This is a genomic window from Acinetobacter kanungonis, from assembly GCF_009939195.1.
GTDB classification, from domain to species: domain Bacteria; phylum Pseudomonadota; class Gammaproteobacteria; order Pseudomonadales; family Moraxellaceae; genus Acinetobacter; species Acinetobacter kanungonis.
The window spans coordinates 139,388-159,899 of the sequence record NZ_JAACKC010000003.1; the positions used below are offsets into that span (position 1 = coordinate 139,388).

The following is a 20,512-nucleotide window of genomic DNA, read 5'->3' on the forward strand; positions in this document are numbered from 1 at the left end:
CGCTATTGTCCCAGATAAACTTTCATGATTTGCTCACCCCATAAAAAGGCAATCCAGCCTGCAATCGCAATATAGGGACCAAATGCAAAAGGTTGGTTTTCCTTACGGACTTTGAGAAGAATGATCCCGATAATAGCACCGACCAATGAAGACAATAGCACAATCAAGGGTAGCATTAAGGGTCCCATCCACGCGCCTAGAGCGGCCAGTAATTTAAAGTCACCATAGCCCATGCCTTCTTTACCTGTAATGATTTTAAACAGGTAATACACAATCCAAAGGCAAAGAAAACCAATGATGTAGCCCCAGATGGCAATGCTTGGAGAGGTATAAATAGAATAACTGTTGATCCCTAGTCCTAATGCTGCCAATGGAAGGGTGTAGCGATCTGGTAAAAGCTGGGTATCAAAGTCGATAAAAGTCAGTGCAATCAACGTGTAGGTTAGGATTAAACCAAACAGCATCTGAAGGGTTGGACCATAAATTGCTACAACTGTTAAGGCACAAATTGCTGTGAGTAACTCCACAAGAGGATAACGGATACTAATCGGATTGCTGCAGGTCCCGCATTTACCGCGTAGTACTAACCAGCTAATCACGGGGATATTCTGATACCAGCGGATTGGAGTTTTACATTTTGGGCATGTCGAAGCTGGTTGGCTCAGGCTGAGCTTTTCATTATCAATAATCGCTTGTTCTGGATGTAGCAATAATTGGCAATCTTGACGCCATTCATGTTCCATCATTTTAGGCGTGCGGTAAATCACCACATTCAGAAAGCTGCCAATACATAAACTAATAATCCCAACCACAACATAAAGTGCAGTTGGGTTTTGAACCAAATAATTGATTAAGTCGTACATTAAACCACAGAACCCATTTGGAAGATTGGTAAGTACATGGCAATCACGAGACCACCAACGAGTACCCCGAGTACTGCCATAATCAATGGCTCCATCATCGATGTTAAGCCATCAACTGCATTATCCACTTCATTTTCATAATGAGTCGCAACTTTGTCTAGCATGGCATCTAGCGCGCCTGACTCTTCACCAATCGCGACCATTTGAACTGCCATAGATGGAAATTTGTCGGTGACGCGCATCGAGAATTGAAGTTGTTGACCTGTGGCGACATCTTCTCGAATCTTCATTACAGCTTGTTCATAGACCACATTGTTGGTTGCTCCTGCCGTCGATTCTAAGGCATCAATCAATGGAACACCTGCTGCAAACGTGGTCGCTAAGGTACGACTGTAGCGGGCGATAATGGCCTTATAGACGAGATCACCAAAAATTGGAGCTTTTAATGCGGTCTTATCTAAGAAGTCGCGAAATTTTTTACTACGCTTCTTTGCTTCAAGAAAAGCAGCAATTACAATACCAATCGCAATAATCAGAATGAACCAGTATTTTTGCATCCATTCCGACATATTCACCACCATTTTGGTAAATGCAGGAAGGTCAGCACCAAAAGAGGTAAATATTTCTTGGAATACAGGTACCACTTTCACCATCAAAATAATCGTCACAATCACTGCAACGACGATGACCGTGGCTGGATATTTCATGGCTTTTTTGATTTTTTGTTTCAAGAGTTCGCTTTTTTCTTTATAAATGGCGACGCGATCGAGCATGGTTTCCAGTGCGCCAGATTGTTCACCAGATTCGACTAAGGAGCAAAATAGGTTATCAAAATACTGAGGATATTTACGTAAGGCGCCTGCAAAGGTATTACCACCCTCAACCTCGCCTTTAATGCCTAAAACGACTTCACGCATGGCGGGGTTTTCTAGACCTTCAGCCACAATTTCAAAGCTTTGTACTAAGGGTACACCTGCTTTCATCATGGTTGCCAATTGTCGAGTAAAAATGGTGATATCTAGCGTGCTGACTTTCTTTTTAAGCAAGCCTTCTAGAATATTCTTCCGTTTTTCCCGAATGGTTTTAATGGTCACACCCTGCTTGCGTAATGTGACTTTTGCTAAAGCCATATTTCGTGCAGGTAAGTCCCCTTTAATTTTTAGCCCTTTGCGGTCAACTCCTTCATAACTGAAGGTTGGCATCATCTGTGCTTTTTTGACAGCCATGCATTTATCCTTATTTTAAATACTCACTTTATTCGCTGGTCACACGATTGACTTCTTGAAGAGAAGTTACCCCTTGCATGACCTTCTTTAAGCCTGAAATACGTAGATTATTAAACCCCGATTTTGCCGATGCTTCTGCAATTTCAATTGCATTACCATCTTCCATAATAATCTTGGATATCTCAGGTGTAACTTTCATTACTTCATATATTCCGACACGTCCTTTGTAACCTTCTCGACATTCAGAACATCCGACAGGTTGAAAAATCTTAAAGTCAGGATGTTGTATATCCTGTTCAGTAAAGCCCATTTCTAACAGGCTATTTTGAGGTATTTCAACAGGTGTTTTACATTGTGAACAGAGTCGTCGAGCCAGACGTTGTGCAATTACCAAGTTTACAGAGGTTGCAATGTTAAAGGAAGGGACGCCCATGTTTCTTAAACGTGTGAGTGTCTCTGGCGCACTGTTGGTATGTAGGGTTGACATCACCATATGACCTGTTTGTGCGGCTTTAATCGCAATTTCTGCAGTTTCCAAGTCTCGAATCTCACCGACCATGACAATGTCTGGATCTTGGCGTAAGAAGGATTTTAATGCCGCGGAAAAGGTGAGACCAACTTTATTATTCACGTTGACCTGATTGATGCCCTCTAAGTTAATTTCAACTGGATCTTCCGCGGTGGAAATATTGGTATCTTCTTTATTAAGAATATTCAGGCCAGTATAGAGCGAGACGGTTTTACCTGAACCTGTAGGACCTGTAATGAGCAGCATCCCTTGCGGTTTTTCCAGTGCCTCCATAAATAAGGCTTTTTGTTCAGGTTCATAACCTAGGGCATCAATCCCGAGCATTGCACTAGAGGGGTCTAGAATACGCAGTACAATTTTTTCACCGAACAGTGTAGGAAGGGAGTTAACACGGAAATCAATGGCTTTGGTCTTGGAAGTTTTAAGTTTGATACGACCATCTTGCGGCACACGTTTTTCAGCAATATCCATTTGTGACATAACTTTTAGGCGTGAGGCTAAGCGAGTGGCTAACTGTAATGGGGGATTTGCGATTTGACGTAAAACACCATCTACACGATAGCGTACACGATAGACTTTTTCATAAGGCTCAAAGTGTAAGTCGGATGCACCCATACGAATCGCATCAATCAGTAGTTTATTGATATATTTAACAATCGGAGCTTCATCTTCTTGAGGTTGATCATCATTATCTTCTTGATCGGTATTTTCCTCATGCACGTGTAGTTCAAAGTCATCATCAAATTCGAAGGTGCTGTCTTCTGCATAATTTTGTTCAATGATTTTTTCTAATTTGTCATGTTCAACAATAATGACTTCAATGTTGAGTTTACTGTTGAAACGAATCGCATCCATAGCTTCAATATTCGTGGGATTGCTGGTTGCCACAAATAAAAGATGCCCACGTTTGAAAATGGGCAATATTCTGAATTTAGTAATAAGTTTATCTTCAACGATATCTTTTAAAATATGTGAAGCATCATAAGTTGAAAGATCAAATAAGGGTTCGCCAAATTCTTCAGAAATTTTTTCGGCAATCACGAGTGGATTAAGCTTCGAGTTCTCAATCAGATAAGGAACAATATCTTGGTTGGCTTTCTTGGCATTGGTTACTGCAATATGCATATTTTCAGTAGAAACTAGCCCATCTTCGACCAAGCGGCGAATAAAACCTGTAAATCGTGGAGAACTTTGTAGTGCTGTCATTCGCAAATGCCTACTTCAATTAAATTGTTTATAATTGGTATCGTAAAATTATACTTTTGTTGTATAAAAATACCATATCTGAAAATGTTGTGTTGGGCTAAGTATTGATGAAAAGCATGAACCAGTCTAATGAAACTGTCATTTTTTCGATGTGACTAACTGAAAAAAATATAAAAAAGTAAAGATCATACCAAACCGTCAAGAAAATTATCTTCTCGCTCAGCAATTCCGTGTAGAATGTCGCCGTTTAAATCAATTGTTTTGTGAATGGGTTAAGTATGTCGGATTCGACGATCATGCCTTGGGTTGTGGGTAATTGGAAAATGAATCCAATGCAGGCCAATGCCAAACAACTTATAAATGAATTTAAAGAATTATTGAATAAGAATGAAATTTCTCCAGCGCAATGTCATTTAGCGGTTGCGCCAATTTCAATTGCCTTGAGTTGGGTACAGGATGAATTTAAGCAGGCGAGTCGTCCTGTGCATGTGGTTGCACAAGATGTATCTCGTATGTCGGGCACGGGAGCCTATACAGGCGAGGTGAGTGCATCTTTATTAAAAGACAGTGCCATTGAGCATGTGTTGATTGGTCACTCTGAACGTCGTGAGTTCTTTGGCGATAATCCTCAGGTGATTATTGAAAAAGTGGAACATGCGCTCGCGGCAGGACTCACAGTGATTTATTGCGTGGGTGAAAGTTTGCAGCAGCGTGAAAGTGGTCAAGCTGAACAAGTGGTATTACAACAAATTTGTGATATAGCCAGGAGTGTAAGCACTGAACAATGGCAGCAGATTGTCATTGCTTATGAACCTATTTGGGCAATTGGTACAGGTAAAACTGCCTCACCAGAAGATGCGCAAACTATGCATGCCAAAATTCGTGAAGGTTTAAAACAGTTGACAGCATTCGGTGCAAGCATGCCAATCTTGTATGGTGGTAGTGTTAAGCCTGAAAATGCAGTAGAGTTGGCAGCCTGTCCAGATATTAATGGCGCCTTGGTGGGTGGAGCATCGCTGAATGCTGCATCTTTTTATCAGATTGCTCAGGCGTTTGCGCTGAAGAAATAACGAGGAGTTCATCATGCATACTTTTGTGCTGGTGGTGCATATTATTCTTGCTGTATTGATGATCGGCTTGATTCTTGTACAGCATGGTAAGGGCGCTGATGCGGGTGCCTCTTTCGGTGGTGGTGGCGCTGCAACCGTATTTGGAGCTTCGGGTTCTGGAAACTTCTTAACGCGTTTAACTGCAATTTTGACGGCTTTGTTCTTTATTACCAGTTTGACCTTGGCGGTATTTGCCAAACAGCAAACCACCGAAGCCTATAGTTTGAAATCCGTACAAACGACTGCACCTGCAACAACCAATTCGGGTGAAACTTCACCAACTGCACCAAAAACTGGCGAATAAGCTGAAATAGTGCTTTCTTTTTTATGTTGTTGCGCATAGAATGCGTCACAGCTGCGGTGGTGGTGGAATTGGTAGACACGCTACCTTGAGGTGGTAGTGCTTTCGGGCGTGGGGGTTCAAGTCCCCCCTTCCGCACCAAACTATAAAACCAGATAGTTTGGTGTATGCAGTGAATATGTTGATGCGGGATGGAGCAGTCTGGTAGCTCGTCGGGCTCATAACCCGAAGGTCGTTGGTTCAAATCCAGCTCCCGCTACCAATTTTAATTAAGATGCAACTTAATTAAAGCAAAATGAAAAAGATTTTCCTTGAAGATTTTCTAAATTTTGTATATAATTTTGCAACGTTAATGCGGGATGGAGCAGTCTGGTAGCTCGTCGGGCTCATAACCCGAAGGTCGTTGGTTCAAATCCAGCTCCCGCTACCAAGTTTCTAAAGAGGCTCACAATAAGGTGGGCCTTTTTGCACAGTGGATATTGATTTTCTGTGTAATAATGGGGGCGATTGCGCCCTTTTTTATTGGCTATCGTGTAGTGTCGACATCAATTGGTCAAATAGTCATGCTTCACTATAGTAGGTCTGTTTCATCGGTCAACATGGCCATTGAATCGCACAAAAATGACGAGAGTAAATGAAGTTATCAAATAAAACCCAAGCACTCCAAGATTTAATCGCTCCTGCAGTGCAAGCTTGTAATGTAGATCTTTGGGGGATTGAATTTATCCCTCAAGGCAAACGTTCGTTATTGCGTATCTATATTGACAAAGCTGTTGATGAAAATGTAGAACCAATTATCAATGAAGACGGTGAGGAAGAGCTCGGCCGTGGTATTGGCGTTCAAGACTGTGTGCGTGTCACTCAACAAGTGGGTGCTATGCTTGATGTACATGATCCGATTTCAGGGGAGTATGCGCTAGAAGTGTCATCTCCAGGTTGGGATCGTCCATTTTTCCAATTGGAGCAGATGCCTGCATATATTGGTCAACAAGTCGCATTACGTCTGATCAGTGCTGTAGAAAATCGTCGTAAGTTTCAAGCCAAATTGGTTGCCGTAGATCTGGAAAATGAAGTGATTCAGGTTGAAGTGGAAAAGCAACAGGTGCTTGAAATTGATAGTAACAATATCGACAAAGCAAATCTGGTCTATCAAGATTAATTCAATTTATAAGAATCTGAACAAATAGGTGACTTATGGCACGCGAAATCCTTACCGTCGTTGAAACGGTTAGTAACGAAAAAGGTGTAGGTCGCGAAGCAATTTTCGAAGCGCTTGAACAAGCTCTCGTTGCAGCGACGAAAAAGAAATTTTATGAAGGCACGCATTCTGAAGAAGCACGCTTACGTGTAGAGATTGATCGTAAAACTGGTGACTATCGTACTTTCCGTCAATGGGAAGTGGTTGCAGATGAAGATCATGAAATGCCTGCATGCCAAGATGCGATTTCTGATGTTGATCCTGCGAAATGGTCAATTGGCGACATCCGCGAATTGGAAGTTGAGTCGATTGATTTCGGTCGTATTGCTGCGCAAATTGCGAAACAAGTGATTGTACAAAAGATTCGTGAAGCTGAGCGTGCATTGGTTGCTGATGCTTATGAATCTAAAGTTGGTGAGCTGATCTACGGTGAAGTGAAAAAGCAAACTAAAGACGGTTTTATCATTGATCTAGGTGATAATGCTGAAGCCTATCTTGCGCGTGAAGAAATGATCGCTAAAGAGATTTTACGTCCAAAACAACGCGTCAACGCGATTTTGTTTAACGTGAATCGTGAAGGTCGTGGTGCACAATTGTTATTGTCACGTGCCCGCCCTGAAATGCTGATGGCATTGATGAAAAAAGAGATTCCTGAAATTTCTGAAGAAATCATCGAGATTAAAGCTGCAGCGCGTCAACCTGGTGTTCGTGCTAAAATTGCAGTGAAAACCAATGATCACCGTATTGATCCTGTGGGTGCATGTATTGGTATGCGTGGTACGCGTATTCAAGCGGTACAACAAGAGTTGAATGGTGAGCGTATTGATGTGGTGGTTTGGTCTGATGATCCTGCACAGTACATCGCAAGCGCATTAGAACCAGCAGATGTTTCGGGTATCGTGATTGACGAAGAAGAACGTACTGCGGACATCATTTTCGCGACCAGCGATCAATTGGCGCGTGCCATTGGTTCACAAGGTCAAAACGTACGTTTGGCGTCTGAATTAACAGGCTACAAACTGAATATGATGCTTGAAGAAGAGTATCATGCACGTCAGCAAAACGAAGCTCAACAATACCTAGACTTGTTTGTTACACGTTTAGATATTGAAGAAGATTTGGCAATGGCTTTGGTTGAGATGGGCTTCACTTCTTTAGAAGAGATTGCTTATGTTCCAGCTGAAACCTTTGATGAAATCGAATTAGATGCTGAAACTGTTGAATTACTGCAAAGCCGTGCGAAAGAAGTTGCATTGGCAGATGCATTACAACAGCAAGAAAATATCCAAGATCCAAGTGCTGAACTTCTTGCAATGGAAGGAATGACACAAGAAATCGCGTATGCATTGGCTGCACGCGGAGTAGTGACAGTTGATGACTTGGCAGACCAAGCGACTGACGATATCTCTGATATTGAAGGTTTAGGGGCTGAACAAGCGGGTCAATTGATTATGAAAGCGCGCGAATCATGGTTTAACTAGGAGGTAATATATGACGGACAAGTCGATTCAAGAGTTAGCACTCAGCGTAGGACGTCCTGTAGACAAGCTCCTAGAGCAGGTTCGCGATGCAGGTTTACCGCAACGTAAAGCTGACGACATTATTTCCACTGAACAACAAGATACCCTCGTTAACCATTTGAAGAAAGTTCATGGTCAGGACGTAGGGCAAGCAGGACAAATCACGTTGAAACGTAAAACGACAGGTACTGCCAAAGTGGCAAGTACCTCAGGTAAGGCTAAAACGATTAATGTTGAAGTTCGCAAGAAACATACATTTACCAAGCCAGATCCTGAACAAATCAAAGCAGAAGCTTTGGCAAAAGCACAAGCTGAACAACAAGCACGTACAGCTGTTGATTCTAAAGCGAAAGTTGAGACTAAAGCTGAAGCTCCAGTAAACAAAGCGGCTGCAAACTTAGAAGCGATGCGTGCTGCTGCGAAGCAAGAAACCACAAAGCAAGAAACAGCGAAAGCTGCGGTTGTGGTGAAGCGTAAATCAACTAATAAGCCGATTGTAAAAGCTCAAGTTAAAGTGATTGAGACGCCTGAGCAGAAAAAAGCGCGTGAGGCTCAAGCAGCACAGCTTAAAGCAACTGAAGAAGCAGCGCGTCGTAAAGCTGCTGAAGAAGCACAACAACGTACGCTTGAACAGATGCGTCAGATGGCTTCGAAATATTCTTCTGACGATGCAGCACCGACAATTCGTGTGATTGATGACTCTCCGCTTGCAGCAGGTCTCGTTGGTCAAGCCTACGAAGATTCTTTCGCGAAAGAAGACCGTGAAATTAAGCGTGGTACAAGCACGACGAATACACGTTCATCGAAGAAAGGCGGTCGTCGTGGTGAAGAGCAATCATTCCGTGATAACTCTCATAAGCGCGGTTTGAAGTCTAGCCAAGCGAACAAGCACGGTTTCGAAAAACCTGTTAAAAAACAGGTTTATGATGTAGAAATTGGTACCACGATTGTGGTGGCGGACTTAGCTGCAAAAATGGCAGTTAAAGTACGTGAAGTCATTAAATCACTCATGAAAATGGGTGAATTGGTTACACAAAACCAAGCGATTGACCAAGAAATTGCTGCACTTGTGGTTGAAGAAATGGGTCATAACCCAGTTTTAGTTTCTGAAACTCAAGCAGAAGACAATCTATTAGAAGCAGCTGAAGAAGCGCGTGGTGTTCAATCGACTCGTGCGCCAGTTGTTACGATTATGGGTCACGTTGACCATGGTAAAACCTCATTACTTGACCGTATTCGTCGCTCGAAAGTGGCTGCGGGTGAAGCAGGTGGTATTACTCAGCACATCGGTGCTTACCATGTGACAACGGACAAGGGTATCATTACTTTCCTTGACACACCTGGACATGCGGCATTTACTGCAATGCGTTCACGTGGTGCGAAAGCAACGGATATCGTCGTGTTGGTTGTTGCAGCAGATGATGGTGTAATGCCACAAACTGCAGAAGCAATTGACCATGCACGTGCAGCGGGTACGCCTATCATTGTTGCAATCAACAAGATGGATAAAGAATCTGCTGATCCAGATCGCGTATTGAATGAATTGACCACGAAAGAAATCGTACCTGAGCAATGGGGCGGTGATGTTCCAGTTGCAATGGTATCTGCACATTCTGGTATGGGTATCGATGAGCTTCTTGACCTGATTTCAATCCAAGCAGAAATGTTAGAGTTGAAAGCATCTGAAGAAGGTGCAGCACAAGGTGTGGTTATTGAAGCGCGCGTAGACACTAGTCGTGGTGCGGTGACGTCTATTCTTGTTCAAAACGGTACTTTGAAAGTGGGTGACCTTGTCCTTGCAGGTTCATCTTATGGTCGCGTTCGTGCGATGACTGATGAAAATGGTCAACGCATTAAGTCGGCAGGTCCATCGATTCCAGTGGAAATTTTGGGTCTTCCAGAAGCGCCAATGGCGGGTGATGAAGTTCTTGTTGTGAGCGATGAGAAGAAAGCGCGTGAAGTTGCTGATGCACGTATGGATCGTGAACGTCAAAAACGTCTTGAGCGTCAAAGCGCAATGCGTTTGGAAAACATCATGGCGTCAATGGGCAAGAAAGATGTGCCGATTGTTAACGTGGTATTGAAAACTGACGTACGTGGTACTTTGGAAGCATTGCACGTAGCCCTTGCTGAACTTGCGACGGATGAAGTTAAAGTTCGTATTATTGGTTCAGGCGTGGGTGCGATCACTGAGTCTGACGTTACCTTGGCTGAATCTTCAGAAGCGGTATTGCTTGGCTTTAACGTTCGTGCGGACAACACTGCGCGTCAAAAAGCCGATGCAGATGGTATCGACATTCGTTACTATTCAGTGATTTACCAATTGATTGACGATGTGAAAGATGCAATGAGCGGTAAGCTTGCGCCAGAACATCGTGAAACGATTCTGGGTGTGGCTGAAGTTCGTGAAGTGTTCCACTCAAGTAAGTTTGGTGCAGCAGCAGGCTGTATGGTTCTTGAAGGTCACTTACACCGTAATAAACCGATTCGCGTATTACGTGATGACGTGGTGGTGTTCCAAGGTGAGCTTGAATCTCTTCGTCGCTATAAAGATGTGGTTGAAGAAGTTCGTGCGGGCATGGAATGTGGTCTTGCAGTGAAAGGTTATAAAGACATCAAAGTCAAAGATAAGATCGAAGTCTATGATGTTCAACTGATTAAACGGAGTCTTTAATGGCGGGTAGTCAGCGTCTGAAGCGAATGGCAGATACAGTACAGCGTGAGTTGTCTGATTTAATCCGCCAAGAGCTGAAAGATCCACGCTTAGGTGGTCTTGTGACCATCTCTGCGGTGAAGGTCAGCCCAGATTTAGGCTATGCAGAAGTCTATGTCACTGTGATGGGACGTGAACTAGGCGATGAGCAAAGTGCCGTGGCAAATAAAGAAACTTTGGATGTCTTGAATAAAGCATCAGGTTTCTTACGCCATGAACTCAGTCGTCGTATTAAGACACGTATTACGCCACGCTTGCGTTTCCATTATGACAAGACCAATGCCTATGGTAACTATATGTTTGGTCTGATTGCTGAAGCAGTCAAGGATTTACCTGCTGCTGAAGCAAAGCAACAAGATGATGAATAAGCTCAATTAAAATATTGAGTGAAATAAAAAAGCCACCTTCGGGTGGCTTTTTTTATGTCTAGGATTTAGTCACGACGGCGTTGGCGCTGCCAAGGCAATGGTCGATTTAAAGCTTCAGGTACATCACCACTCATGGAGCGCAAGCGTAAATGTAATGCGGCTTGTGCCATGAGGTTGGCGGAGACAGGTGCGGTGATGAAGGCGAGCAAGGTCAGTAGAATTTCGGCAAAGCCGATACGTCCTTGAAATGCTGAGTAAATCATGGCGGCAATCAGGAAGCTACCTAAGCCTAAAGTACTGGATTTGGTCGGTGCATGCAGTCGCATAAACAAATCGGGTAGACGCACCATACCAATGCCTCCAACCAGCATGAAGAATGCACCGATCAGCAAGAAAATAGAAACCAGAATTTCCATGAGTAATTGCATTAAAGGTTCTCCTTAATCGATGACATGGCCAGAGGTGAAGTAGCGCGCCAAAGCCACGGTTGAAACAAAGCCGAGCATGGCGACCAGTAGTGCCCCTTCAAACAGTGAAGTGGTGCTCCAGTAAATACCCAAAACAACAATTAGGCAGGTCGCATTCAGGAACAAAGTATCCAAAGCCAAGAGACGATCGACAATTGATGGTCCAATAATCAGGCGACCCAGACACATCAACATCGACAGCGTAATCGCCACCATGCAAATCCCTAAAGCATAAGGCAAAATGGTCATGTGGCATCTCCTGAGTTGACGTGGAAGATTTCCAGTAAAGGCTTTTCATAGCGGTTCTTGATGTCTTGAATATCAATCTCCGCATCATCCGTGCTTAAGGCATGTACCAAGATATCACCACGGTCTTGGTCAATTCCCGCAGAAACTGTACCAGGCGTGGTGGTGATGATCATAGCCAGTAAGCTATTCACTTCATCGTGCTGGGTTTCCAAAGGCACGCGATACCATTTTGGATGCAAGCGATCCATCGGTCCCAACACTAATTTTGCAATACGAATGTTGGAAATGATGATATCCCACAGCACCACAAAAAACAGTTTAATCGCCGCTGTCCAGTTGATGTTAGGGGTTTGCTGAATAAACGGTTGTACCAGACGAGGAATGATCACAGCCAGTAAAGCCGCCATGACCAAGGTGGCGGCATCTAAGCTATGCGCCAGCATAATCCAAGTGATGGCAACCAAAACCGAAACAAAAGGATGCGGCAGCCATCGACTAAGAAAATTTGTTTTTTGCATGGTTATGGCTCCACTGGTTTAAGTTGAGCATCATCAGGAATCAACATTTCTTGGGTCTGCTGTTCTTGAATTTGACGTAACTTGTACGGTGAAATATGTTCACCAGACAAGGTGTCTTCACTGATGGCATACGGAATTAAATGCGCATTTGGATCGAGTGTTTCACCACCATATTTGGTTTCAGGCAAATTTTCAGGATCGAAAGGCTGCACACTAATCACTTGATTGAGTTCATCCTTTTTCAAAATTGTCGCTTCGTACAAAGCATTATTTTGAATCTGTAATGCTGCATTCTGGGTGTATTGCTGGATCGGTCCAGCCGCAACCATATACACCATTAAACCTGCCAAGAGCATGTAAATTGCCGCATCATTACGTGCTGGAGCTTGCTCAGGTGTGGCTTGATAAGCGATATAATCTGCTTCGGTATGGGTCAATTCTTCAGGTTTGCTGGCACGCCAGAACAGGATAAAACCGACACGGGTAAAGGCAATAATGCTTAACAGGCTGACAATCAGAATCACGGCAATAATGAGCCCTTGATAAGGTTCATTAGCCGTCGCTTGTAGAATGAAAACCTTGCCCAAGAAGCCGCTGAAGGGTGGTAAGCCTGCCATCATCAAGGCAATCAGGAAATAGCAGAGCGAAAGCACATGATGCTGCTTCATTTGCGGTGCAATTTTCAGATGGTCTTTATAGACCCCACGTTGTGAGGTAATCCAGCCACAGAGCAGATAAAATGCCGCTGCAATCAGGGTACTGTGTACCAGATAATACAGTGTAGCTGACCATGCCTGCGTATTCGTCATTGAGATGGCAATCAGCAGGGTGCCAATCGAAGACAACACCATAAATCCGACAAAGCGACGTAAGCGTTCCGCACCAATGGCACCAATTACACCATACAGTGAAGTGATCAAACCAATCGGTAATAACCAGTTCTGTAAAATGGATTGGCTCAATTCATCATCAAACACCGTCCCGTTGACCCGCAAAATCGCATAAATTCCGACTTTGGTCATGATGGTAAAGATGGCGGCAACAGGTGTGGTGGCAACAGCATAGGTCTTGGGTAGCCAGAAACCGACAGGGAGCATGGCGGCTTTAATGCCAAACACCACAAACAGTAGCAAACCACCCGCAACCGCGAGCTTGTGCTGATCAGGCTGTAGACTTGGGATGAGTCGTGCGACATCTGCCATATTCAAGCTACCAACACTGCCATAAATCATGCCCAGACCGATCAGGAACAGGGCAGAAGCCAACAGGTTGATGGTGACGTAATGAATGCCAAGCTGGAAACGTGCTTTGCCTTGTCCGTGCAAGAGCAAGACATAAGAAGCCATCAACAGGATTTCGAAGAAAACGAACAGGTTAAATAAGTCACCGGTTAAGAAAGCACCACAGAGTCCCATCAGCAAGAAATGGAACATGGCATGGAAATAGCGACCACGTTCGTCCCATTCACGGCTGGCAAACCACAACACAGGTACGGCAAGAGCGTAGGTTAAGACCAGCATTAAGGCGGAGAGCTGATCCAAGACCAAAACGATACCGAAAGGTGCCGTCCACTCGCTCAGGTTATAACTGCTGATTTGTCCCTGACTGGCGATGATTAAATAGCTTACCGCAGTCACAAGTCCCAGTAAGGACGAAATAAGACTGATGCCACGTCGCCATGGCTGACGCCAGTCGTAGGCGAGCGAACCTGAACCCGGATTGCCCAGTAAAACCAGTAGGAAGCCTGTGAAGGCAGGAATGATGATGCTAAAAATTGGTGTATGTTCGGCCCAAAATTGGATGAAATTATGCATTAAGGCTCATCCTCACGCGGGTCGACAAGACTAATCTCTTCTTTGGAGTCAACGTGGTCTGTCCCAGATTCATAACGGCTGCGTAATGCCAGCTGTACAATAAAGGCGGTGGTGGCAAAACCAATCACAATTGCGGTCAGTACCAGTGCTTGCGGTAATGGATCGGTGGATTTAGTCGCTTCGGTTAATACCGCTGGGGCATCGACCTGTACTCGACCCATGGCAAACAAGAACACATTGACGGCATAACCAATCATGGCTAAACCGAGCACGACTGGAAAAGTACGTGCCCGTAGAATCAGATAAATGCCTGTTGCAATTAATAGTCCAATCGCAGAGGCAATAAGAAATTCTAGACTAATCATATTATTTCCCCTTTGGTAATGGACCAGACATGCTGGAGTGACGTGAGTCGCCCAGTACCGAGATCATCAGCATGGTTGCACCAACCACAGTGATATATACCCCGACATCAAATGCTGCGGCAGAAGCCAAATGCATTTCACCTAAAATTGGCGGTGAAACATAAATGTGCGCGCTGGTCAGGAAAGGTCGTCCCCAATACCAAGCCGCCAGTGCAGTTAAGCCAGCGATGCTTAAGCCTGTACCAATCCAGATTTCATATAAACGCCCAGATTTGGCTTTCAGCATTTGCTCGGCTTGGTCCTGACCTAAAGCAATATACTGAATGATCAGCGCCAAGGAGGTGATTAAGCCTGCAATGAAGCCACCGCCAGGGTAATTGTGTCCGCGTAGAAAAATATACAGGCTGATCACCAGTGCCAAAGGCAAAATCCAAGACGAAGCGATACGCAGCATTAAAGGGGAGGGGTTGAAACGATAGGTTAAGCCCTGAGTCATGGTGGTGCCATGCGTACGCATCCCATCCATCAAACATAGGGTTCCAATCCCAGCAATGCCCAATACGGTAATTTCCCCGAAGGTATCGAAACCACGGAAATCGACCAGAATCACGTTGACCACATTGGAGCCGCCACCCAACGGAATAGACTGTTGCAAGAAGAACCACGAAATCGAATTATGATCACGGGTGAGGATTAGCCAAGTGATCCAGCCAATCCCGACACCACCCGCAATCGCAATAATGGCATCGCGCCAACGACGTGCCTGCGTAGATTCATAAGGGGTGAGCTGTGGTAATAGTGAAAGGCTCATCAGTAGCAATACGGTTGTTACCACATCGACAGTGATTTGGGTCAATGCCAAATCAGGCGCTGACAAGGTCACGAACACCATAGTGACCACTAAGCCGATCGCACCACTGATCAGTACGGCTTTAATGCGTTCATGGTGGAACCAGAGCATCATCCAGCACGCCGAGAACAACAGCAGCCACAACACAATGGCCAGCATTGGGGCATGAGTCAGTTCGCGTGTACCTGTGGTCAGACCCTGACCGATTAAAGGTACAGCCACCATGACAATACTGAATGCCACAATCCAGATCAGATAGGTCTGTAGGGAACCTGTTTCGGTTTTGCGTTTAATCTTGCGTGAAGTCAGTAATAAATGTTTCAGGAAAGATTCAAAGAGAAGCTTGCCTTGAAATGGACCCAAAGCAGGATCTAAATCGATACTGCGTAGTTTGCGGTTTTTAGCCAGTGCGAAGTAAAAACTTAACCCCCCGACCAGTGCAATCAGACTCATTACCAAAGGCAGGTTAAAGCCATGCCAGATGGCTAAATGGGTTCCTGAAAAATCATGCAGTTGGGTGCTGGCACGTGCGGTGCTATTAACGATATGTTCAACTGTCAGAGCAGGGAAAATACCTACCACAATACATAAAATCGCCAAGAAAATGGCAGGGGCACGCATGCCAATCGGCGGTTCGTGTCCTTCTTTATTGGGGACTTGTTCACCCAGTGGACCGTCAAAGAACACACCGTGCACCAAGCGTACCGAATAGGCCACTGCGAAGATCCCTGCAAAAGTGGCAATGATTGCAGCCAAAATCAGGACAGGACCATTCAAGTTTGCCAACAATTCGGTAAAGAACATCTCTTTGGACAAAAAGCCGTTGGTCAGTGGTACACCTGCCATAGCTGCGGCTGTGACCATGGTCAGGGTCGCTGTGAATGGTAGTAATTGCCAGACCCCACTCAGCTTACGTAAATCACGTGTTCCTGTTTCATGATCAACGATCCCCGCAATCATAAACAACGCGGCTTTAAAGGTGGCGTGGTTGATGATATGGAAAATGGCCGCAGCAACCGCCAGCGGTGAACCGATACCCAACAGGCATACGATTAAGCCGAGATGACTGATGGTGGAGTAGGCCAACAAACCTTTGAGATCTTCTTTGAAAATGGCAAAGAAAGCTGCCATACACAGGGTAAACAAGCCGACAAAGGTCACAATATTGTGATACAGCGCAGCCCCTGCAAAAATTGGGAGCAAACGTGCCAGCAGGAAAATCCCGGCTTTCACCATGGTGGCTGAATGCAGATAAGCGGAAACTGGGGTGGGCGCCGCCATGGCATTGGGTAGCCAGAAGTGGAACGGGAATTGCGCACTTTTGGTAAATGCGCCCAATAAAATCAGCAATAAGGTCGGAACAAACAGCGCATGACTTTGAATTTGTTCTGACATGGTCAGAATCTGGTCAATTTCATAGGTGCCCGTAATTTGTCCTAGCAGCACAAAGCCCCCCAGCATTGCCAAGCCACCCATGCCCGTAATGGTCAGAGCCATGCGTGAGCCGCGCTGTGCAACGTCATAGTTGCTCCAGTAGCCGACGAGCAGGAAGGAAGAAATACTGGTGAGTTCCCAAAAAATTAACAGCAAAATTAAATTATTGGAAAGAGAGATGCCCAACATCGCGGCCATAAACAGCATCAGCAACAGATATAGTTTGCTTAATGAGTTTTTAGGACTCAGGTAATAATAGGCATAAATAAAAATGAGGGTACCGATACCGGTAATCAGCAAAGAGAAGAGGAGACCTAAGGCGTCGAGTCGAAAACTCAGATCAATCCCCAGTTGTGGTAACCATGACCAGCTTTGAAGGATGACTTCACCATGAAAGACCTGCTTTGCTTGAGTCAGTAACAGAATTAAACTACTTAAACTGACTCCGATAGCCCCGAAAGCCGTTACCCCGCGCGAGAATTTCTTCAGCCACGAGACAAGGGTTGTGCCAAGTACTAACGGTAACAAGATAATAATTGGTAGCACACTTGTATCCATTGTCGTGATAGGTCGAAACCTAAGGGTGAATCTTATCTTTCAAGGATTACAGGACAGCAAAGAGATATCCAAAAATACTCAATCTTGAAAGCCGTAAAGAAAATAAAAAACGAAAAACAAGTTGTGTTGCGCAACTTGCAAAATTATAGCAAAACAAAATTTTACTATAAAAAAGGCAAATAAATCTGATCTTATTACATGAATAAAACAACATCAAACCATTTCGCGCACACCTGTCCGATTATACGCGCAGAACACTGATTTGAGGTTAAAACTTAGCTGCTGAATGCAGTCCAAATCGGCAACTAAGAGGAGGGATCCTTGAAGGAAGAATCTTTCGGTTGTTGCCAAAGTTGTTGTAATTCGGTTTGGGCTTCGGGTGAAAGTTGCTGAATCTGCGCATACAGTTGCTGTGCGGCAGACAGCGCAGGTTCATCAGACAATTGTTCCAATGTTGCAGCCCCCGACAAGGAAATTTGGCTGAGTTCAGCATAAATCTGATCAAATTGCTGCTGCAATGGTTGCAGCATAATGTCCTGTACACCTTGTGGACCCAGTTGCAGACATTGGTAGGCAGCGGCATTTTCGAGGAGTTCGGTGCGGTTGCCTGTGGCGATAATTTGCAAGCGTGGAAAAGCCTGATGTAAATGTTGCAAAATCTGGCTGCAGTGGTTTTGATCGAGTTGTTCATCAATGGCATCAATCATTAATACCCCATCACCTTCCAAGCAAGGATATAGACTGAGGGGATTGAGCAAGCACATGCGACGAACAATATCGCCAATCAAGGCAATCCAGTTCTTTTGACTGCTAGACAGCTGTTGAAATTGCATGACCTTGCCTTGGTAGTTCACCATCAATTGCAGTTTCGGCTGATACTGTACGAAAATATCCTGTAGTTCAGGTACAAGGATTTTCAGGCTATCTTTCAAAGCTTTTAAACAGGGCGCGTGCAGTTGCACATGCGCCTGAAACAAGGTGTTGGGGACATTTTCAGGCTGTAAATGCGGTCCTAGATGTAATTTATCCCGCATCAGTTGCTGGAACAGTTGTGCAGTTTGGGCATTTTCCAGATCACTGATTTCACGAAACCATTCGAAGAAACGACTAAAGGTGGTAAACGGGATGGCTGCCACTTCATAGGCATGTGCTGCTTGAAATACAATCGGATTGTTTTTACTCAGCAGATTGATTTCATTGACAAAGCGCTCAGCAGGGTAATAGGCAATCAAGGGCAAACCCTGCATCGGGTCTTGTTGTAGTGCCCGATGGTAGAGCTGTACCAGTTGTTCCAGTTGATCGGTTTCTGCTTTGCTGAGTCCAATGCCTTGCTGATTCAGGGTTTTATAGAGTTGCCAACTGCAACGATTAGAGGCTTCGGCTTGTGCCGTTTCGGATTCTGCGATGGTGCCGATGTCCGCAGGGATTTCGACACTAATCTGGACTTTGGATTGCAGGCGACTGTACATGATGTCCTGATCAAGCATCACCACACCTGCACTGCGCAAATCTTTGTAGCGGGCAGAAAACCACGTCAGCGCTTGATAGGCATGTTTTAAAATACTGGTTTTGCCTGTCGCCTGATCACCTAGAATGAGGGTGATCGGCTGATCATGATACTGAAATTGCAGTTGTAAATTGGCAAACAGATTGGTGTGTTTGAGCTGTAACGATTCGATTTTCATAGAAGCCCCGCATTCGTGCAACGGTTAGCCTGCTGCTTGGCGTAATGAGCTAGGCATCCTATTTTTCAGTTGTTGCATCAAGTCGTAAATATGGTGAATATTTAGACTTACTTTAGCACGAGTGCAAGCGACATACAGCAATCTTAACTCTTCGTCACTAATTTTATGATCTTGCTCAGTCAGCTTAAATTGATAGTCATCTTCAATGTGCACACGGTCCCATTCCAGTCCTTTGGCTTTGTGTGCCGTAGAAATAATATAGTCGGCATGTTCAATCGGGGTGATTTTGGCTAAAGCACGTTTCAGCGGATCGGTGCCATGATCATCCACCAGTTTCACCAACGGTTTAATGTCACTGCCTTCATTGGTTTCACAATATTCATGCACATCATGCCAAGAATTAAACCATGCCAGTTCAGGGACATCGGTCACGCGTTTGCCTTGTTTCAGCATGCTGGCGGCATCGACAAAACGATTGAGTTTGACGTGGTCGGCTTGCAGGCTGACTTTATCACCATGCACCAAACCCGAAAGCAGTAGTTCCATGGCGCGGGCATTGGTACGACATAAAATTGCGTCACGCATTTTGGTGTGCGGTTTATTCACGACTTTGGAATTGAGTAGAGGATTACCTAAAAGTGGTACTTTTTCATTCAGTGCGCCCAAAATCGCATTGGCATTTTGCGCGATGCTTTCGCCAAAGCGGAATGAGGTGGTCAAACGAGATTCGGGCAAGGGCAGTTGCTGCATGGCATTGACGGCACCACGCCAAGCATAAATTTGCTGATGCGCATCACCAACATAAATCACTTGGGTATTCCGTTGCCGCAGCAAAATGCCCAACATTAACGGGTCGGCATCCTGTGCTTCATCAAACAAGACATAATCTGCAGGAATATTGGGTTCAGACAACGCCCAAAGTTTCAAATAAATATCATGCCCAATGCCGGCTTGATGATTGGGATCAACCGATTCTAGCCAGCGTCGTTCAACCGCAGGATAAAGGTGCTTTTGTAGCGTTTCGATATCATCGGGATGCAACCAGTTCGGTGCTTGCAAATGTCGCGGCGCAGGGTACTGTGAACTGGTCGAGCAGAAATAGCTGACGGCATTCGCCACTAGACTGGCAAGACGACTCGGCATCAGCACGTATTTTTCATACCGTCCGCCCATCATGCGTCTTAAGGTAATCGGTTCTAGGCGATACTCTTTGGCAATGAAGCTGGGGCTGAGTCGGGGTAAACGTAGTTTGTCGGTAATTCCACGTGGAACACTACGAAAGGCTAACGAGTGAAAGGTGCGGCAATCCACATTGGAGTGGAACTTTTGCTGGGCTTCACTGGCAATGGCTTTGTTAAATGCGAGATACATGCCACGTCGTTGTGGCATGGCATCACTGATCATTTGCAGGGTGGTGGTTTTACCTGTGCCCGCATAGGCAATCACTTTAAAGGATTGTCCCAGACGCGCGTTATCAATGGCAGTCGCCTGCTCATAGGTTGCGCTCGGTTTTGGATGTTGATTGGACACAGGCAAAGA

At 44.9% G+C, this 20,512-nt stretch carries 17 protein-coding genes and 3 tRNA genes; 9 read left to right on the plus strand and 11 right to left on the minus strand.

Annotated features, from left to right (window positions below):
* Window positions 1-2: 2 nt before the first annotated feature.
* Genes GWK51_RS06930 through pilB form a run of 3 tightly spaced genes read right to left on the minus strand, consistent with a single transcriptional unit; the run spans window position 3 to window position 3,824 of the window.
* Window positions 3-863 (minus strand): prepilin peptidase, encoded by an 861-nt coding sequence (locus GWK51_RS06930; RefSeq protein WP_161933156.1) that lies wholly within the window; start codon window positions 861-863, stop codon window positions 3-5.
* The gene (locus GWK51_RS06935; RefSeq protein ID WP_161933157.1) at window positions 863-2,089 is read right to left on the minus strand and encodes a type II secretion system F family protein; all 1,227 of its coding nucleotides are present in this window, start codon (window positions 2,087-2,089) and stop codon (window positions 863-865) included. Before GWK51_RS06935 ends, GWK51_RS06930 begins: the two co-directional genes overlap by 1 nt.
* Before the next feature lie 28 nt (window positions 2,090-2,117).
* Window positions 2,118-3,824 carry a type IV-A pilus assembly ATPase PilB gene (gene pilB, locus GWK51_RS06940; protein WP_161933158.1) on the minus strand — a complete coding sequence of 569 codons (1,707 nt, stop codon included), beginning with the start codon at window positions 3,822-3,824 and terminating at the stop codon, window positions 2,118-2,120.
* Window positions 3,825-4,102: 278 nt separating this feature from the next.
* Here pilB and tpiA point away from each other — a divergent pair, with 278 nt between their 5' ends.
* The 9 genes from tpiA (at window position 4,103) to GWK51_RS06985 (ending at window position 11,033) form a co-directional block, all read left to right on the plus strand.
* On the plus strand, window positions 4,103-4,894 hold the full coding sequence (gene tpiA, locus GWK51_RS06945; RefSeq protein ID WP_161933159.1) for a triose-phosphate isomerase: 792 nt from the start codon (window positions 4,103-4,105) through the stop codon (window positions 4,892-4,894).
* A 13-nt stretch (window positions 4,895-4,907) separates the two neighbouring features.
* A complete protein-coding gene (gene secG, locus GWK51_RS06950) occupies window positions 4,908-5,237 on the plus strand; it encodes a preprotein translocase subunit SecG (RefSeq protein WP_100242739.1) in 330 nt (109 codons plus the stop codon).
* A gap of 53 nt (window positions 5,238-5,290) precedes the next feature.
* Window positions 5,291-5,375 (plus strand) — tRNA-Leu (locus GWK51_RS06955).
* 44 nt (window positions 5,376-5,419) lie between these two features.
* Window positions 5,420-5,496: transfer RNA gene (locus GWK51_RS06960), tRNA-Met, on the plus strand.
* Between the two features lie 91 nt (window positions 5,497-5,587).
* Window positions 5,588-5,664: transfer RNA gene (locus GWK51_RS06965), tRNA-Met, on the plus strand.
* Window positions 5,665-5,868: 204 nt separating this feature from the next.
* The gene (rimP, locus tag GWK51_RS06970; RefSeq protein WP_100240432.1) at window positions 5,869-6,393 is read left to right on the plus strand and encodes a ribosome maturation factor RimP; all 525 of its coding nucleotides are present in this window, start codon (window positions 5,869-5,871) and stop codon (window positions 6,391-6,393) included.
* A 35-nt stretch (window positions 6,394-6,428) separates the two neighbouring features.
* Window positions 6,429-7,913, plus strand: a complete 1,485-nt coding sequence (gene nusA, locus GWK51_RS06975) for a transcription termination factor NusA (protein WP_100240433.1) — start codon at window positions 6,429-6,431, stop codon at window positions 7,911-7,913.
* A 10-nt stretch (window positions 7,914-7,923) separates the two neighbouring features.
* On the plus strand, window positions 7,924-10,626 hold the full coding sequence (infB, locus tag GWK51_RS06980) for a translation initiation factor IF-2 (RefSeq protein ID WP_161933160.1): 2,703 nt from the start codon (window positions 7,924-7,926) through the stop codon (window positions 10,624-10,626).
* Window positions 10,626-11,033: a ribosome-binding factor A gene (locus GWK51_RS06985; RefSeq protein ID WP_100240435.1), complete on the plus strand. Its 408-nt coding sequence runs from the start codon at window positions 10,626-10,628 to the stop codon at window positions 11,031-11,033. The genes infB and GWK51_RS06985 overlap by 1 nt, the downstream gene beginning before the upstream one ends.
* 65 nt (window positions 11,034-11,098) lie before the next feature.
* Here the strand turns inward: GWK51_RS06985 and GWK51_RS06990 are convergent, their stop codons facing one another.
* The 8 genes from GWK51_RS06990 to GWK51_RS07025 form a co-directional block, all read right to left on the minus strand.
* The gene (locus tag GWK51_RS06990) at window positions 11,099-11,461 is read right to left on the minus strand and encodes a Na+/H+ antiporter subunit G (protein WP_100240436.1); all 363 of its coding nucleotides are present in this window, start codon (window positions 11,459-11,461) and stop codon (window positions 11,099-11,101) included.
* Window positions 11,462-11,473: 12 nt separating this feature from the next.
* A complete protein-coding gene (locus tag GWK51_RS06995) occupies window positions 11,474-11,749 on the minus strand; it encodes a monovalent cation/H+ antiporter subunit F (RefSeq protein ID WP_100240437.1) in 276 nt (91 codons plus the stop codon).
* Complete coding sequence (locus GWK51_RS07000) at window positions 11,746-12,267, minus strand: Na+/H+ antiporter subunit E (protein WP_142769652.1); 522 nt, start codon at window positions 12,265-12,267, stop codon at window positions 11,746-11,748. The genes GWK51_RS06995 and GWK51_RS07000 overlap by 4 nt, the downstream gene beginning before the upstream one ends.
* 2 nt (window positions 12,268-12,269) lie before the next feature.
* The gene (locus GWK51_RS07005; protein ID WP_161933161.1) at window positions 12,270-14,081 is read right to left on the minus strand and encodes a monovalent cation/H+ antiporter subunit D; all 1,812 of its coding nucleotides are present in this window, start codon (window positions 14,079-14,081) and stop codon (window positions 12,270-12,272) included.
* A complete protein-coding gene (locus GWK51_RS07010) occupies window positions 14,081-14,446 on the minus strand; it encodes a Na+/H+ antiporter subunit C (RefSeq protein ID WP_100240440.1) in 366 nt (121 codons plus the stop codon). Before GWK51_RS07010 ends, GWK51_RS07005 begins: the two co-directional genes overlap by 1 nt.
* Before the next feature lies 1 nt (window position 14,447).
* Window positions 14,448-17,288: a monovalent cation/H+ antiporter subunit A gene (locus GWK51_RS07015; protein WP_161933162.1), complete on the minus strand. Its 2,841-nt coding sequence runs from the start codon at window positions 17,286-17,288 to the stop codon at window positions 14,448-14,450.
* Window positions 17,289-17,593: 305 nt separating this feature from the next.
* Complete coding sequence (locus GWK51_RS07020; protein ID WP_161933163.1) at window positions 17,594-18,973, minus strand: ATP-binding protein; 1,380 nt, start codon at window positions 18,971-18,973, stop codon at window positions 17,594-17,596.
* 24 nt (window positions 18,974-18,997) lie between these two features.
* Window positions 18,998-20,503, minus strand: coding sequence for a UvrD-helicase domain-containing protein (locus GWK51_RS07025; protein WP_161933164.1), 1,506 nt, complete (start codon window positions 20,501-20,503; stop codon window positions 18,998-19,000).
* Between the last annotated feature and the right edge of the window lie 9 nt (window positions 20,504-20,512).

Bases quoted from the DNA above. Each gene is read 5' to 3' on its own strand.
- GWK51_RS06930 (WP_161933156.1), bottom strand. From the start codon at position 863: ATGTACGACTTAATCAATTATTTGGTTCAAAACCCAACTGCACTTTAT.
- GWK51_RS06935 (WP_161933157.1), bottom strand. From the start codon at position 2,089: ATGGCTGTCAAAAAAGCACAGATGATGCCAACCTTCAGTTATGAAGGA.
- pilB (WP_161933158.1), bottom strand. From the start codon at position 3,824: ATGACAGCACTACAAAGTTCTCCACGATTTACAGGTTTTATTCGCCGC.
- tpiA (WP_161933159.1), top strand. From the start codon at position 4,103: ATGTCGGATTCGACGATCATGCCTTGGGTTGTGGGTAATTGGAAAATG.
- secG (WP_100242739.1), top strand. From the start codon at position 4,908: ATGCATACTTTTGTGCTGGTGGTGCATATTATTCTTGCTGTATTGATG.
- rimP (WP_100240432.1), top strand. From the start codon at position 5,869: ATGAAGTTATCAAATAAAACCCAAGCACTCCAAGATTTAATCGCTCCT.
- nusA (WP_100240433.1), top strand. From the start codon at position 6,429: ATGGCACGCGAAATCCTTACCGTCGTTGAAACGGTTAGTAACGAAAAA.
- infB (WP_161933160.1), top strand. From the start codon at position 7,924: ATGACGGACAAGTCGATTCAAGAGTTAGCACTCAGCGTAGGACGTCCT.
- GWK51_RS06985 (WP_100240435.1), top strand. From the start codon at position 10,626: ATGGCGGGTAGTCAGCGTCTGAAGCGAATGGCAGATACAGTACAGCGT.
- GWK51_RS06990 (WP_100240436.1), bottom strand. From the start codon at position 11,461: ATGCAATTACTCATGGAAATTCTGGTTTCTATTTTCTTGCTGATCGGT.
- GWK51_RS06995 (WP_100240437.1), bottom strand. From the start codon at position 11,749: ATGACCATTTTGCCTTATGCTTTAGGGATTTGCATGGTGGCGATTACG.
- GWK51_RS07000 (WP_142769652.1), bottom strand. From the start codon at position 12,267: ATGCAAAAAACAAATTTTCTTAGTCGATGGCTGCCGCATCCTTTTGTT.
- GWK51_RS07005 (WP_161933161.1), bottom strand. From the start codon at position 14,081: ATGCATAATTTCATCCAATTTTGGGCCGAACATACACCAATTTTTAGC.
- GWK51_RS07010 (WP_100240440.1), bottom strand. From the start codon at position 14,446: ATGATTAGTCTAGAATTTCTTATTGCCTCTGCGATTGGACTATTAATT.
- GWK51_RS07015 (WP_161933162.1), bottom strand. From the start codon at position 17,288: ATGGATACAAGTGTGCTACCAATTATTATCTTGTTACCGTTAGTACTT.
- GWK51_RS07020 (WP_161933163.1), bottom strand. From the start codon at position 18,973: ATGAAAATCGAATCGTTACAGCTCAAACACACCAATCTGTTTGCCAAT.